The following is a 16,042-nucleotide window of genomic DNA, read 5'->3' as shown; positions in this document are numbered from 1 at the left end:
CCAAATAAAAATTCTGTTGATGAGCCGATACCATTCTATATTCAAATAATCAGGGTGGGCATTCCTGTACCAGTGAGCGGCTGGCAGGTGAAAAGTGGTTTTTTTTAAGTAAAAAAAAAACAGCCTTTAATGTTAGTGGCTGTTTTTGGTAATTAATCTTTTAACGTTGAATTGGTTACTTAATCATCTTTTGAACTTAATCCTTCCTCCTTATCCAATCCGTGTTTCATTTCGAATTGGTTCCTTTTGATTTCAAAGCGCTCCAATTCAGTATCAATAATATCCAAGGACTCATTAAATGTGGAGAATAGATTTCCCATATTTTTTTCCATTTCTGAGAAATTGAATTCCATTGCGTCCAACTGAAGTTTTGAAGACTTTTCCACCATGGCAACCTGACTATTCTTAAGGTCTTCTAACATCCTTAAAGCCCGATCCATTTTTTCTAGTTTTTCCCTGTTATCCATTTCTTTTTATTTTTTTTATTGAATTAGTGCAAAAACTGTTCCGTATAGTAATTTGCTGACATAAAATGGGATCCCGAAGGTTTAATGATAGAATGGTCTGATGGTTCGATTGTTTGATTCGCTGATGAATCGATGTGCTGACCAAATTCAATCAATTAATCTGTGCAAAAAAGAAAACACATACCTACGGATACGGAATCTCAACCTATCCATTCATTCATTTCTAAGGTTAGTAACCGGATTAGTTCTGGCTGCTTGCAGGGCAAGATACCCGGTGGTGAGAAAAGCTACAATTGCGGCAATCATGCCTGCCCCCAGGTAGGTCCAAGGTCCAATGGCAATCCGGTAAGCGAAACCTTCCAGCCAGGCTCCCATGACCCAAGCTGAAATTGGGAAGGCACAAATCGCTGCAATCCCAACCAGTTTAAGAAAATCTCCGGAAAGCATCAGGACTATCCCTGCGATCTCGGCTCCGAGCACCTTTCGAATGCCAATTTCCTTGGTTCTTTGTTTGGTCGTAAAAGTGGCCAGTCCAAACAAACCCATAGAGGCAATAAACACCGTTAGACCAGAAAAAATGGTGACCACTTTTCCCATTTTCCTTTCGGTAGCGTAGGTTTGGTAAAACCTGTCATCCAGAAAACTGTATGTAAAGGGTTCATTCCCTGCCATTGAGGTCCATTTGTCTTTTATAGACTCCAATAGCTCGGTTACCTGGTCGGTGTTTATTTTTGCGATCACCGCTCCATTGCCGCTGCCCAGCGTCATCACTAATGGAGCAATGCGTTCGTGCATGGACCGGAAATGAAAATCCTTAACGACACCAATGATGCGATAGCTTGTTCTTTCACCCTCATTATTGGAATGGGACAGGTGCTTACCAAGCGCATCGTTTTCCCAACCCAATGCTATGGCAGCTGTTTCATTGATCAGCATTGCAGCATCATCCGAACCGTATTCAATTGAAAAATTCCTACCTGTAATCAATTCCAAGCCCAGGGTGGGAACGTACTCCTCGTCCACATCATACCGAAGGGTTTTGATCTGTAGGGAAGGGTCGTCTTCGGGAAAAACGAAATAATTGTTGTTATAGCTGGGCCCGGAAGGAAGGTAGCCGGAAATACTTACATGAACCACCCTTTCATCCTGAAGCAGTTGCTGACGGAAGGCTTCCGCATTATTTCCCAGCTGCCCAACATCCGGAAGAATCAAAACCTGCTCTTTTTCATAGCCCAGGTCTTTGTTTTGAATATAGCCCAATTGGCGGTATACAACCATGGAGCCCATGATCAATATAATGGATATACAAAATTGGAAGACCACCAAACCACTTCTTAAACTTACCTTTCCTTTACCAGGATGGCCTGTGGGTGCGCTTTTCAATACACTTACGGTACTAAAAGAGGATAAAAAGAAGGCCGGATAGGCTCCTGCCAATACACCTATACTCAATCCAAATAACAGGAGGAAAGGGAGTAGCCAACCATTTTCGCTTAATGAGAAACTAAGTTGAACTTCCGAAAAGTCATTAAAAAATGGCAATGTCAGCTGCAGCAGTGCAAGTGCCAGCAAGAGTGCTAAACCGCTGAGCAGGATGGATTCTGCCAGAAACTGCCCCCTCAACTGCCGTTGTGCAGCGCCCAGGACTTTGCGAACCCCCACCTCTCTGGCCCGTCTGCTGCCACTTGCCGTTGATAAATTGATGAAATTGATACAGGCGATGAGCAACATAAAAACGGCGATGGCAATGAAAATATACACATACCGGATATCTCCACCCGATCCTAATTCACCCATCAGATCGGAGTGCAGGTGAATGTCTGTTAGTGGTTGAAGGTAAAGCCCAATTTTGTTTCCCGCTGCTTGAAATGCTTCTAGACTAATGCCCATTCCGGTTTGAAGCTGGGGACCGATGTATTTTTGGGTCACCTGTGGCATCTTTGCTTCCAGTTTCCTGTAATCATATTGCTCCGGTAAAACCAGGTAGGTGTAGAATTCAGAAACCATAAAGGAAGGGTTGCTGGCTTCCGGAAAGGTGGACATGGATGCCAGCATGTCAAATCGGAAATGGGATTGCTGTGGCATGTCGGCCATCACCCCGGTAATGGTAAAGCCCTCCTTTCCATCGTTCATCCAGATGACTTTTCCCAGGGGGTCCTGACCCCCAAAATACGTTTCGGCTACGGATTGGGAAAGTACCAGACTGTTGGGTTCGATCAAGGCCTTTTCAGGATTTCCTTTTAGAAGAGGAAAGGTAAACACTTCAAAAAAATTGGCATCCACAAATGCTGCGTGGTGATTTCTGAATTGGTCTTCATCCACCGTGATTGTAGGTGAGCCCATTAACCGTATCCGGGTTGCGGCCAATACCTCCGGGTAATCAGCAAGCAAGGCCTCTGCCACAGGAGGCATCACATGAGCCTCCTTTAGGACTTCCCCTTGGATATTGCCCTGGAAAACAACCCTGAAAATGCGATCAGATTTTTTATGAAAACGGTCGTAGCTCCATTCATTTTTCACAAATAATAGGCAAATCAAACAGGAAGCGATGCCTATAGACAGCCCCAAAATGTTTATGGTCGAAAAGATTTTATGCCGTAACAGGCTCCGGTAAGCGATCTTAAAGTAGTTTTTCAGCATAATCAATTTCTGGTCTGCAATTTAGAGAACTGGAAGTATCATTTTCGAGTAAAATTGTTTTGGAAAAAAGCCTCATTTTTATGAAATATAGAGGCAACAGCAAATTACTCTTTCTTAAACGTTTCCACAGGATTGACCAAAGCTGCCCGGTAAGACTGGGAACTGACCGTTGCAGCAGCAATCAATACTGCCAGGCAACCTGAAATAGCAATGATCATCCAGGAAACGGTTATACTGTACGCGAAATTTTCTAACCACTTACTCATACCAATCCATGCTAATGGAACAGCGATAATGAATCCTATAATCACTAGCTTCAAAAAATCCTTTCCCAAAAGAGAAACGATATTCAAGCTGCTAGCCCCCAGCACCTTCCTAATCCCAATTTCCTTGAGTCTTTGTTCGGTAGCATATGCGGAAAGGCCAAACAGTCCCAAAACAGAAATAAGTATGGCCAAACCCGCGAAAAAACCAAAGATTGCACCCACTTTCTCTTCTGCTTCATATTGCTCATCAAATTTATCAGCCACGAAAGAAATCTCTAAGGGATAGTCAGGGCGTGTGGCCAACCATTCATCACGTAGGTAAGCCAATGCCTCTTCCCTGCCTGTTGGGCTTAGTTTAATGGCCACCTGATTGATTCGGGTGTCTGGTATCATAAATACCATTGGACTAATGGGTTGGTGCAGCGATTCAAAATGAAAATCCTTCACCACTCCTACGACTTGTCCTCTTCTGTTGCCATATATGAATGGCTTGTCAATGGCGGCTTCTGGTGAAGCCCAACCTATCGCCCTTACTGCCGATTCATTGAGAATGAAAGATTCACTGGAATCACTCGCAAGAAGAATGTCAAAATCCCTACCTTCGATGATCTCCATGCCAAATGCTTGGAAAAACGAATGGCTGATATGAACATCGGCTATTCTGGTGTTGATAGAAGTCATTTCACCATCCACTTCTGCCTGGGTTCCCTGGGAATCTAAGAGCCGCCCTGATGGTATCCTGCTTGCGAGGGCGACATCTTCAATTCCGGGATGCTGCATCCACCTTTCTCTCAAGAAGGAAATATTATTGGAAAATTCCTCAAATGCCGGGAGGATGGCAATTTCTTTTTTTTCAAAACCCAGGTCTTTATTTTTCATGTATTCCAACTGATTAATCACCACCAATACTGCTACGATCAATCCAATAGAAATTGCAAATTGGCCAACTACCAAAAATGACCTTAGTTTTTCATGAATGGATCCGATTTTATAGGTTCCTTTTAATACACTCGCAGGCTGAAATCCGGAAAGAAACAGTGATGGGTAGCTTCCTGCGATCAAACCAACCAAGATCACCATTCCCACAAAACCTGCCAGGTATTCGGGATGATCGATCAGGTTTAGGCTCAAATCCTTTCCGGTAAAATTATTGAAATAGGGCAATGCAAACCAGGCAAGCAGCATGGCGATCACCAGTGCCGCCACTGTCATAAAAATGGTTTCTCCCATAAATTGCTTGACCAAAAGCTGTCGGTCTGCTCCCATCACTTTCCTAAGACCTACTTCCATTGCTCTTTTGGCAGAACGCGCAGTGGCCAGGTTCATAAAATTGATACAAGCAATCAACAGAATAAAAAGAGCGATGGCTCCATATATGTATACATACTCAATGTTACTATTGGGTTCCAACTCAGAGTCGAGGTTGGAATACAGATGGATATCCGTCAATGGCCACAAAAAGAGTTGGGTCCCTTTGGAGGCTGGTATTCCCTGGCCGCTGGCAGCAATGTGGCGATCGATAAAGTCAGGTAATTGTCCACCTATTTCATCAGGATCCACACCTTCCTCGAGTAGTAGGTAGGTTGCAAAATTATTGCTTCCGAAATTGGCCATCATTGCCTCATACCCACCATAGAAATCAACCACAGGCTCCATGGAAGCAAAAAAATCAGCCTGGAAATGGGAATTGTCGGGGATATCTTCCATGACCCCCCGGACTTGGCCATTGTATAGTTCGGACCCGATCCTTAATTCAAGGGCTCTACCCATAGGATCCTTGTCTCCAAAGTATTTTTTTGCCATGGACGCACTGATCACCAAACCATCTGGAAATGAAAGGGCATCCGCTGGATTGCCCTTCAGCAACTTCCAGGTAAAAACCTTAAACAACTCAGGATCGGCAAAAAAGAAGCGCTCTTCTTTAAACACTTTCTCTTCATCACGCATGATTACCGTAGTATTCATTACCCTGACAGCTTCCTCGATCTGGTCCTCAAAATCAGATTTAAGCAGTGGAGCAAAAGGGGGAGCTGCATGGCCAAGGTGCAGGCTTATCGCCCCATCCTGATTATACCAAGCCCTCGATACCCTGAATATCCGATCAGCTTTTTCGTGGTATTGGTCATAACTGCGTTCATGTTGTACAAACATGAATATCAAAATGCTGGAAGCCATGCCTACAGCCAATCCGAAAATATTGATCAGGGAATAAGTGGGTTGCTTTCTAAGGTTTCGGAAAAATATTTTGAAGTAATTCTTGATCATCTTTTTTGGCTTTACTCAGTTAATCTGTAATTTCGATGTGTCGTTCCTATCGCATTACGGAGTATTCTATATTTATGCCAATTGGAAATACGCGCTGAGGCCACCTGGTAAGGTTGTTTGTTACGGCTACCATTCATAGTACGGACACTTTTGTTCGGTGGCGGTCAAAATTGCTTCAGGTAAAATGAAATGTGAAAGTCTGGCCAATTTATGCGTATGTTGATTTCTTGTCAGCTTTCTTGCTGTATAATTTTAGTTTTGCAGCAGGGCTTAAATATAACCTGGCTTGTGGATAACTTACTTGGTTTAGGCCCGTCAATTCAGGAGTGAAGCCAGTGCAAGGCGTCCGCCTGAGAAAAAACACGCGATCGATTAACCGGCAGGTTAAGGCACTATGCCTTTCCCTGTTCCTCCTTTTCTTTTCAGGGTTTGTTGTTAACCAATAAAAGGCAGGACACAACTTTGGTTTACAATTCCACGTTGGAAAGAATAAGGGAATATAAGGTATTGTTTAATCTCCCCTTGCAGCGTCTAAGAAACCAATCCAAACCCGTTAAACAGGAAGTCAGAGTTTCCTAATCCTCATGAAGTTATGTTTTTTGACGGGAAACTATTTTCTTGAATTGGAAAATTTGGGTTTTCGACAGATCTTAAGAAATTTTAATACTTATAGGTAATATAAATAAGTCAACACCTTATTGATAATGAATAAAGAAATAATAGTTAGAAATAATATTAAAATTTCAGGAAATGGGGTTCAGCCGATGGTTTTTGCCCATGGGTTCGGTTGCGACCAACAAATGTGGCGGTACATCACGCCTTCTTTTGAAAGAGAGTACCAGATTATTTTGTTTGACCATGTAGGTTCGGGAAAATCAGATCAAAGTGCGTACGATTTTGAAAAATACAATTCTCTTAACGGGTATGCTGAAGATCTCATTGAAATTTGTGATGAACTGGATCTTCAGAACGTAATTTTTGTAGGGCATTCAGTCAGCAGCATAATTGGAGCACTTGCCTCCATTAAACGGCCCGATCTGTTTGAAAAGCTAATAATGATAGGGCCTTCTCCATGCTACATCAATAAGGAGGGCTATTTTGGGGGCTTTTCAAGTGAGGATATTGATGAATTGGTAGAAACACTAGAAAGTAATTATTTGGGCTGGTCCAGCCATATTACTCCTGTGATAGTTGGAAATCCGGAAATGCCCGAATATTCTGAAGAACTCAGAAACAGTTTTTGCAATATGAATCCTGAAATCGCCAAGCATTTTGCCAAGGTGACTTTTCTGGGTGACAATAGAGAAGATTTATCCCAGGTTTTGACCCCATCGTTGATTATTCAATGTCATCCGGATATAATCGCCCCGGTGAAGGTTGGCGAATATGTTCACAAAAAGATGCCTGAAAGCAAGTATTTCCTTTTGTCTGCATCCGGTCATTGTCCTCACCTCACTGCTCCAGATCAAGTAATTTCTAGTATCCAAAACTTTCTAACTACCGGCCATTGAATTCCCAGCCATTCATAGAAGACGCAGAAGATCTTTACCAAAATGCTCCTTTTGGGTACCTGTCCATGCGCGAGGACGGGCTTATAGTCAAAATAAATAACACACTGCTGGGTTGGTTAGGCTATGCCTGGAATGAAATTGTCCTAGAAAAATCGTTTCAGGATTTATTAGGCGTTGGAGGAAAAATTTATTTTGAAACACATCTGATGCCCTTACTGCAAATGCAAGGAGAAGTTTCTGAAATAAACATCGAGCTTAAAACAAAAGGATTAACCAAATTACCGACATTGGTCAATGCCATGCGTATTCCTGGACGTTCAGGTCTCCAGCCGGTTTATCGGTTTTCCGTGCTGGATATCACTCAGCGTAAACTTTATGAGTTGGAATTAAAGAAAGCCAGAGAGAAGGCGGAGCAATCTGTGCAGCGGTTAAAGCAAGTCAATCAGGAACTGGAAGAATTCGCTTATACTGCCTCCCATGATTTACAGGCTCCCTTGAATACCATATCAGGATTGATCAGTTTGTTGGAACAAAATGGGCATTTTCCCGCTGAAAGCCAGGATAGCAAGTATTTTACACTTATTAAAGGTAATGCCCAGCGGATGAAACTGATGATCAAAGACCTGCTCGAGTACTCCAAAATTGACGGGAATGAGATTGAATTTGCAGAGGTTTCTTTAAATGAAGTGTGTGAATATGCTTTGGATATGATGCAGGATCAGGTAACAAAAAGCAAGGCTAGATTCGAAATTGCTGCCTTGCCAGTAATTCGAGGAGATAAGATTAAATTGGTGCGGCTTTTTCAGAATCTTTTTGGCAATGCACTAAAATACCAATCCAAAGCGGATCCACTTGTAACGATAGATTTTGAAGATCATGGCGATGAAATAATTGTTTTTGTCAAAGACAATGGGATTGGTTTTAAAATGGAATATGCCGAAAAAATATTTGGATTTATGAAAAGACTTCATTCACATGACCGTATTTCAGGTACAGGGATTGGTCTTTCGGCATGCAGGCGAATCCTTGAAATCCATGGAGGAACCATCGGCGCAAATTCAGAACCCGGTAAGGGAAGCACCTTTTATTTCACGCTGCCAAAAAATCCACGTAACTAATTGATTGAGATCCTTTTATTAACTCTGGCCCGGGTACTTTCAATACCAAGCACCATAATGACAGAATGCATGCTGCCCTCCTGTTTCAAAGGTTAGTAATCATCCCCCTGTGATGTAAAATCAACTGGGGATGATCCTAAAGATTATAAACAAATACCCGCTTTGAATGATAATGGATCGGTAAATGAGGTAGAACAAACTATAATTCAATTTTTGATCCCATAATTTTCATGAATTCCCTAATGAAAGCGGCATGGGCAGGCCAGGCAGGAGAGGTAACCAGGTTACCATCTACAAAGGCTTTGTCAACAGGAATATCTTGAAATTCTCCCCCTGCAGTGGTAACTTCCGGTCCTACCGCTGGATAGGCAGTGAGTTTCCTGCCTTTAACAACACCCGCGGTGGTTAAGATCTGGATACCGTGGCAGATGGCAGCAACAGGTTTATTTTCTGCGAAAAAATGGTTTACTATTTCAAGCACTTTTTTATTTAATCTCAGGTATTCAGGTGCTCTTCCTCCTGGTATGACCAGACCGTCATAATCATTAACCTTCACATCGTCAAAGCTGTAATTTAATTTAAAAAGATGTCCGGGCTTTTCAGTATAGGTCTGGTCACCTTCAAAATCGTGAATGGCCGTTTTGACCGTATCGCCTTTTTTCTTGTCGGGGCAAACGGCATGAACCGTATAGCCTATTAGTTCCAGCATTTGAAAAGGAACCATCGTTTCATAATCTTCTGTAAAATCGCCAGTTAAAAACAATACTTTTTTCATCTCTTGAAATTTAGATTGTGATTTAAAATTTATTTTATCAGTCATTTTTTAAAGAACAATATCAGCTGACGAAGAGTGCCATTCTATTATAAAAGCAACATGCGGCTGAAACATCATGGTGTATACCTTCTATAAAGGTATATGATTGGTCTGTTACCATACTGAACTATAATGACCAGCACATGTGCAAAGAGTTGCTGAAACTCAAACTATTCATAGGTACTTCTCAAAATGCGGTAAGGAAACTAATTTGACCAAAATGAAACAAGGGGCCAAATTAAGCCCCCTGTCTTTCATTCCATTTAAGTAACGCCATCTAAATTTTTCGGTTGACAGATCCTTATGGAACTGCAACTGATTTATAAGTATTATTTTCCAGGCATTACGTCAATGATCACTGTACGGTTATAAGCCCGTTCCTCGGGATAATGATTTTTAAAGGGAGAAATCTTTTCATCCTCACCCATCCCCTGTATATCAAATTTTACATTGTTTGTTCCTGAATTTAGCAGGCTTTTCTCAAGTATACTTTTGACGTCATTGGCTCTTGCAAGGGATAATCCCCTATTGTATGCTTCTTCTCCAATCAGGTCTGTATGGCCACAAATGATAACGGATGCACCGTGGCTAATTTTGGGTGAGACGGTTTCAGTCAGGTATTTTTCATACGAAGAAATGGCTTTTGCGTCATTGAATTCATAAATCACACTGAATCTCATCGCCTCTTCACTGCTAGGAGGGGTCCATTGTACTATATTGGTAGTGGCTTCCTTTCTTACAATATGACCACTTTCAGTCAGGCCTTCCATAGTAATAAGGTAATTACCCTCCGGTTTATCTCCCAAAATCAACTTACCAGGAATACGTACCTTTTCTTCTGTATAAGGCCCAAATGTTTGCACATTTCCCTGATCATCTTTGAATTCAAGACTCCATGAACGGAATGCGTCTACGGCACCTTCAACTTCAAACGTTACGTAACTTTCTTCTGGTGCGTCCATCGTAAGAGGCTTGTCCAATCCACCTTTAAATTCCTTTAATAAGCCAGGAGAACTGCTTTCGATGGACACCCTGCGGTCTCCATCAATCAGCAGCTCACGTTCAGAGGAATTAGCGAGGGTATTGGCAGATTTCCTGGGCGCTGTGACTCCCTCAGTTGCGATTCGTGATGCAGCGATGCCCCAGGTGCCTACCAAATACTGTTTAACGGATTCAGCCATTTTGGCGCCTTCCAGGGCTCCTGTCTCAGAAGACCCAATCAGGTTGATCGATGCAGATGGATTTTTCACCAATCGGTACCCTACAATATTCAGGACATTGTAGTAGACCGTCATTTGTCGGTCAGACCGGCCTGAAAGGTCTTTGGGAGCAAACACTTCCAACTGGTTAAAATCCAGTACTTGCCCTTTATCCAGCCTCGCATAGCGATTGGGGATTTCAGTGGATCCATGATTAAAATATACATGATTCCGAAGAGGGAAGGTTTCAGTAATTCGCTTTTCCAAAGGAAGGTTTTCAGGAGAGTTAACTGTAAACCCTACAGTTGGCTCCACATAAGCAGCCGGTTGAGGAGTGACAGGAGGAATTGCACGCCCTTTTCCAAACTTCAATGCCGCTCCTATCCTAATGGTAGTCAATGTCCATGATTCCGAAGACCTTGGATTCTGACCAAAATAGGGTTGAAAAGAAACGAAGGGAGAAAGTACAGCTTGCAATTTTCTGCTTTGAGAAGAAAGCGGAATATCATGTCCAGCCCCTACCTGCATTGAAATTAGGTTTTTATTGGTATTGCTGAACTCACCGTTGACCTCAGGACTGAGCGCCTGATCCGGAAATTCCGGATTGATTCCCAACTGATAGGTAAATTCATTCGATAAATTTAAGGCAATTCTCGGGCCTGCATACAAGTAAAAGTTGGACCTGAACGGGGCAAATCGTAGGCTGGGTTCTACCGTCAAATAACTAAGGTTAGTTGACAAGTCCGCTGGGCAATTGCAGGGAGTGAGTATTTGCTCGAAAGTACTTCTCCGGGAATCGTATCCTGTCTGAAGCATCATTCCCCATCTTGATTCCGGACGGTAATACTCCAAGAGTGGTGCAATATACAGCCCCACACCATTGCCCTTGTTGAATGCGGCGGGTATGGTCAAATTCGAATTCAATTGCTGGGTCGTTCCGTGACTGAAATTGATATTGGCACCGGCAGCGGCACCAAACCACCAGGATGGTTTGGTAAACTGGGCTTCTTGTGCCACAAGAGGTGCCTGAATGCCCATAAAAATCAAGCCACCGAAAAGGATGCTTTTATTGATAGGGTTAAATGGGGACCACGCCTTGCGCGATCCCATTTTATTGTTTAATGTTAATTTCATTTTTTTAAGATTAAGGTCTTTCGATGGTGTTTGTATCGGTCATTACCACGGCGCCATTTAGGACCAGTAATCTGCCTACTATGGTTGCACCGGAATTCATGGTGATGGAGGTGCGTGCCAATACATTTCCATGGAATTTGGTGTTATCGCCAATGGTAGCGGAACTTCCGATTTGCCAAAAGATATTTTTGGCTTGAGCACCGCCACTCAATATGATGTTTCCACCTGCTCCGCCTACAGTCGTGAAACCGGATGCAATCTGAAAAATCCAAACCGCATTGGGATTACCCTGTGCATCAAGTGTCAAATCACCATTTTGAATCAAAAGGGTAGAAGTGGATTTGTAAATCCCCGGTGCAAGGGTTTTGCCTCCCTGGTCGCCTTCTACTGTTGCCGGTGCAGGGGTAGTTGCTCCTTCAGCAAATAAATAAGCCGCTGTCAGGTCTAGTTTTGCCTTTGATAGCATCGCTGCCACGCCGGAAGGTGATACATCATCCGAAGCGAAAATGGCTCCGTTTTCCACGATTGCCGGTGGGAATCCGGTTACCGAGGTGCGGACACCCGGTGAGATACCCACATCTAAATTTCGGATCTCGCTGAAGCCTGCATTGTTACTGACTCCGGTGGCAGCAAAAATACCAAACCTTTCTGCAGTATTAAGGTCTACAAAATAAGGAGAGACTGGATTTTCAATGTTGAAATTCCAGACATAATCACTTTCCAGCGCTACACCTTCCTCACTTTTTGCCCCTGTTGAAATGGTGGCAGTGTAGGATAGATTAGGCGAAAGCAAACTGGCTGGAGTAAACGAAGCGGTAGTTCCACTATAAGAAACGCTTCCGGAAACATTTTCTGTACCTTGTTGAAGGGTAAATGTCATTCCGGAGATCGACGCCGGATCCATGGCCTTACTGAATGTTGCCCTTACCACCTTGTTTTGAGGAACATTTTCCGCATTATTCATAGGATCAGTTGAAAGAACCTCAGGGGTCGTTGGAGGCACCATCGTGAACGTCCAAACATATTCTTCTGCCAGGCCTGTTCCGGCAACATTCTCTGCTCCCGTAGTGATGGTACCTGTGTAGGTAAGATTGTAAGAAAGTGGGTTAGTAGGCGTAAATGACGCTGTAGTACCACTATAGGATACCGTTCCAGCTACTGTTGTATTCCCTTGGGTTAACGTAAAAGTGTTTCCTGTGATGGTTGCGGGTGCCATTCCTTCACTGAAAGTAGCTTTCACAACTTTATTGAGGGCTACATTGGTTGCATTGTTCATTGGATCGGTAGAAAGTACCGCTGGAACACCCATCGCTACCGTGGTGAACGTCCAAACATAATCTTCTGCCAGGCCTGCTCCGGCAGCATTCATGGCCCCGGTAGTGATGGTTCCCGTGTAAGTAAGATTGGCTGAAAGGGCGCTGGTAGGCTTAAATGACGCCGTTGCTCCACTATAGGATACCGTTCCGGCTACAGCTGTATTCCCTTGCGTTAACGTAAAAGTGCTTTCTGTAATGGTTGCATGATCCATTGCTTCACTGAAAGTGGCCATGACTGCTTTATTCAGTGCAACGCTAGTTGCATTGTCCGCAGGATCGGTAGTGGTCACTTCTGGAATGGAAGAATTGCCGGTGGTGAATTTGCTTTCAAAATCCTGGGCCATCGAAACTTCAGTGGAATTTTTCGCCAATTTATTGATACTTACTGAATAAGTGGTATTGACCAGTAAGCTCTCGGCTGGAGTGAAAACCGCTGTAGATTCAGAATAAGTGACGGTACCGGACACTGGTGTTGAACCATTGCTCACAGTGAAGGAAGCAGCGGTAATCGTGGCAGGTTCCATCGGCTCACTGAAGGTGACTTTGATGATCTTATTTATAGAAACACCTGTAGCCAGGTCAAGGGGATCAATAGCCAAAACTCTCGGAGCAGTTCCAGTGTCGAAGGTCCAGTTATATGCTATAGCCATTGGGATTCCATCTTTGGTTTTAGCCTCCATGGTAATGGTGCCTGTATAGGTTGTTGCGGCCAACAAGTCGTTTTCCGGGTCAAAGCTTGCCGTGTTATCTGAATAGGTCACCTCGCCTGTAACCACCGTGGTACCTGCCATTAATTTATAGCTAGCCGCAGTGATGGTTGATGCATCCATTTCTGTACTAAAGGTAGCTGTGATCGTTTGGTCAAGGGGGACTCCGTTGGCCTGATTGGCAGGGCTTGTGGAGGTTACGGCAGGTGAAACGCCAGTAGTGAAGTTCCACTCATAGGCAGCTTGCAACACATTTCCCATTTTATCTGCTACAACCGGTTCCACCCTTCCGGTATAGGTAGTGTTAGGAAGAAGATCCACATCAGGTTTAAAACTCATTTTGTTAGTTTCTTCCTCGAAAGTTAATTCTCCGGTAATTTCCTCAGGTGCCTCGGAAGCGATTGCCATCCTGCCGGAAGCAGAAGCATTGACCACTTTTAGACTAAAAACACCCGGCGAGATGCTTGCGGGATTCATGGCTTCATTAAAGGTGACGCTAATTTCGTTGTTCAATTGAATGCCAACAGCATCCTTATCAGGATTCGTAGATTCAACTTCCGGGCAAATGCCCAATACTTCTTCAAACTCATCTTTGCATCCTCCAAACAAGGCGCCTATGGATACGGCTGCCAGAGCGGTCAGCCATAATCTCGTTTTGTAATTTTTCCTTTTCATACTGTATAATTTTTCCATTACCACAAAATTAGGCTATGCTCAGCCCGGTAAACTATACTCTTTTCTTCATTTATGTTATAAATCTCACATATTCCAAATATTAATTTGTGTTTTATCCACAATAGTATAGTTTTATTTGTTATTTGGATAAATGAAAATGCTTTTCAGAAAACTGAAATTAAAATTTGAGGAAAATCCGGTCTTTTACTGGGTCGATTTTAAGGGTGAATGTCCCTTTTTTGACAAAAATGAATTACAAATGACCTATAATGCAGTAAAAAAAATGATGCATCATATTCCCTGACTTTCTAGATGTGCTGTGAGCTGATTGTGGAGAATAAAACCCAGTACGGGGTTTAAAGGTTTTCGAGATTGTCTGCCCGGTTCATCTTCAAGTCTTTAAAAATGGAAGGGGTTACTCCCGTAATTTTCTTGAATTGCTTTGATAAATGGGAGGCACTACTATAATGCATTTTATATGCGATTTCGGAGAGGTTGAGCTCATTGTGAAGGATAAGCTCTTTTACCTTTTCTATCTTGATGATGATAATGTATTGCTGTATAGTGATTCCTTTTACTTCTGTAAAAATGTTAGAAAGGTAAGTATAGTCGTACCCTAGTTTACGACTCAAAAAAATAGAATGACTCACTTTTGGGATAGCTTCCGAGTAATGGATGATTTCTATAATGGTATTTTTGATTTTTTCGACAAGAATATCCTTCTTGTCGTCCAGCAGATCCAATCCATAGATCATTATATTTTCCTTAAGCAGTTGTCTCTGCTCAGTAGAGATGGGATTCTCCAATTCTACCACGCCCAGTTCCAAGGAAATGTATTGGATTCCCAGCTTAGATAATTCATCCTTGACTACCATTTTGCTGCAGAGGCTTGCCATGGATTTAATATACAGTTTCAATAAGGGGTGGGCATAAAGAAGATATTAAGAGGAAAAGATTTCACAGGTCTAATAAAAAAATAATAATAATTAATTAATTTATTCAAATTTAGTCATTTTAAATTAAAATAAATAAATTATAACTTATTAAAAATATAGTATTTAGTTGGTCCTTATAGTCTCTACTGTTATTTCCTGACAATAAACCAGACAACAGCGTAACCATCAGCCTGGTCCCTTGGCTGCCGCTACCCATCAGGTCTGGGAAATACTATAAATGGAAGGGTATCGGTGTTTGAACCAAGGGTAGTGTCGATCGGCTATAGGCTAATTGCTAACCGCTGACTTAGCAACAAGGCTGTCGTATAAAAGCTGCCCATTTTCCGTCATATAGGGCAAAAGAAGCTGCCAGATATGCCCTGACATGCCACTGTCATTTTTTTTAGATTCAGCATCCGAAAGCAATTCTTCCTGCGAAAGCCAGAAGGTGATAATGATCCGGATGGACAAAAGAAGCTGTCCGATGTTTTCTTCCGTACTTTTTATAAAAAAACCATCGGCAATGGCCTGTTTAAGCATATCAGCCATTTGTTCTTTCCGGATCCTGAAGGTGTTTTTTAGAAGCCGGTTGATTTTTGGGTAGGAACGGGATATTTCTAAAACATCCAAATTAAAAAATCGAAACTTATATTGAAAGGATTCTAAGTGCAGCAAAAGCCGGTGAATCTGCTCAAAACTACCGGTAGTCGGGTCCGCTGAAGTGTAAGAATCGGACATCTCGTCCCTCATTTGCTTGTAAATTGCCAGCAAGAGTGCTTCTTTATTCTTATAATGATAGTCTAAGTTGCCGTAGCTAATCCCCATCTCCGTAGCAATATGCCTACTGGTGATATTTTGTATCCCGTTTTTATTAAACAAGTCTATCGCAGTATCGATTATCCGCTGCTTGGTATTGGTTTTGCTTTTTTTCTTCATCTTCACTGCTTAACAGGCTGTTTGGCCAAATAACCGTTCATCCCGACAAAAGTAAAAAA

At 42.6% G+C, this 16,042-nt stretch carries 10 protein-coding genes; 2 read left to right on the top strand and 8 right to left on the bottom strand.

Going from position 1 to position 16,042, the window contains the following annotated elements:
• Positions 1–179 precede the first annotated feature (179 nt).
• From GKS34_RS20140 to GKS34_RS20130, 3 genes are all read right to left on the bottom strand, one after another.
• Positions 180–467: a hypothetical protein gene (locus GKS34_RS20140; protein WP_163386786.1), complete on the bottom strand. Its 288-nt coding sequence runs from the start codon at positions 465–467 to the stop codon at positions 180–182.
• A 213-nt stretch (positions 468–680) separates the two neighbouring features.
• Positions 681–3,107 carry an ABC transporter permease gene (locus GKS34_RS20135; RefSeq protein WP_163386785.1) on the bottom strand — a complete coding sequence of 809 codons (2,427 nt, stop codon included), beginning with the start codon at positions 3,105–3,107 and terminating at the stop codon, positions 681–683.
• 104 nt (positions 3,108–3,211) lie between these two features.
• Entirely contained in the window at positions 3,212–5,638 is a 2,427-nt protein-coding gene (locus GKS34_RS20130) for an ABC transporter permease (RefSeq protein ID WP_163386784.1), read from the bottom strand.
• Between the two features lie 704 nt (positions 5,639–6,342).
• Here GKS34_RS20130 and GKS34_RS20125 point away from each other — a divergent pair.
• Together GKS34_RS20125 and GKS34_RS20120 are read left to right on the top strand one after the other, a co-directional pair.
• A complete protein-coding gene (locus GKS34_RS20125) occupies positions 6,343–7,149 on the top strand; it encodes an alpha/beta fold hydrolase (RefSeq protein WP_163386783.1) in 807 nt (268 codons plus the stop codon).
• Complete coding sequence (locus GKS34_RS20120; protein ID WP_163386782.1) at positions 7,146–8,267, top strand: sensor histidine kinase; 1,122 nt, start codon at positions 7,146–7,148, stop codon at positions 8,265–8,267. The genes GKS34_RS20125 and GKS34_RS20120 overlap by 4 nt, the downstream gene beginning before the upstream one ends.
• A gap of 199 nt (positions 8,268–8,466) precedes the next feature.
• Here GKS34_RS20120 and GKS34_RS20115 read toward each other — a convergent pair whose 3' ends face one another.
• The 5 genes from GKS34_RS20115 to GKS34_RS20095 form a co-directional block, all read right to left on the bottom strand.
• Entirely contained in the window at positions 8,467–9,042 is a 576-nt protein-coding gene (locus GKS34_RS20115) for a DJ-1/PfpI family protein (RefSeq protein ID WP_163386781.1), read from the bottom strand.
• A 368-nt stretch (positions 9,043–9,410) separates the two neighbouring features.
• Entirely contained in the window at positions 9,411–11,414 is a 2,004-nt protein-coding gene (locus GKS34_RS20110) for an OmpA family protein (RefSeq protein ID WP_163386780.1), read from the bottom strand.
• 10 nt (positions 11,415–11,424) lie between these two features.
• Complete coding sequence (locus tag GKS34_RS20105; RefSeq protein ID WP_163386779.1) at positions 11,425–14,112, bottom strand: Ig-like domain-containing protein; 2,688 nt, start codon at positions 14,110–14,112, stop codon at positions 11,425–11,427.
• Between the two features lie 356 nt (positions 14,113–14,468).
• Positions 14,469–15,008, bottom strand: a complete 540-nt coding sequence (locus tag GKS34_RS20100; RefSeq protein WP_163386778.1) for a helix-turn-helix domain-containing protein — start codon at positions 15,006–15,008, stop codon at positions 14,469–14,471.
• A gap of 327 nt (positions 15,009–15,335) precedes the next feature.
• Positions 15,336–15,983 (bottom strand): TetR/AcrR family transcriptional regulator, encoded by a 648-nt coding sequence (locus tag GKS34_RS20095; RefSeq protein WP_163386777.1) that lies wholly within the window; start codon positions 15,981–15,983, stop codon positions 15,336–15,338.
• Between the last annotated feature and the right edge of the window lie 59 nt (positions 15,984–16,042).

This window comes from Cyclobacterium jeungdonense (assembly GCF_010994275.1).
Lineage (GTDB): Bacteria > Bacteroidota > Bacteroidia > Cytophagales > Cyclobacteriaceae > Cyclobacterium > Cyclobacterium jeungdonense.
Note: the sequence above shows the minus strand (reverse complement) of the source record. Positions and strands in the feature narration are given on the sequence as shown.

Bases quoted from the DNA above. Each gene is read 5' to 3' on its own strand.
- GKS34_RS20140 (WP_163386786.1), bottom strand. From the start codon at position 467: ATGGATAACAGGGAAAAACTAGAAAAAATGGATCGGGCTTTAAGGATG.
- GKS34_RS20135 (WP_163386785.1), bottom strand. From the start codon at position 3,107: ATGCTGAAAAACTACTTTAAGATCGCTTACCGGAGCCTGTTACGGCAT.
- GKS34_RS20130 (WP_163386784.1), bottom strand. From the start codon at position 5,638: ATGATCAAGAATTACTTCAAAATATTTTTCCGAAACCTTAGAAAGCAA.
- GKS34_RS20125 (WP_163386783.1), top strand. From the start codon at position 6,343: ATGAATAAAGAAATAATAGTTAGAAATAATATTAAAATTTCAGGAAAT.
- GKS34_RS20115 (WP_163386781.1), bottom strand. From the start codon at position 9,042: ATGAAAAAAGTATTGTTTTTAACTGGCGATTTTACAGAAGATTATGAA.
- GKS34_RS20110 (WP_163386780.1), bottom strand. From the start codon at position 11,414: ATGAAATTAACATTAAACAATAAAATGGGATCGCGCAAGGCGTGGTCC.
- GKS34_RS20105 (WP_163386779.1), bottom strand. From the start codon at position 14,112: ATGAAAAGGAAAAATTACAAAACGAGATTATGGCTGACCGCTCTGGCA.
- GKS34_RS20100 (WP_163386778.1), bottom strand. From the start codon at position 15,008: ATGGCAAGCCTCTGCAGCAAAATGGTAGTCAAGGATGAATTATCTAAG.
- GKS34_RS20095 (WP_163386777.1), bottom strand. From the start codon at position 15,983: ATGAAGAAAAAAAGCAAAACCAATACCAAGCAGCGGATAATCGATACT.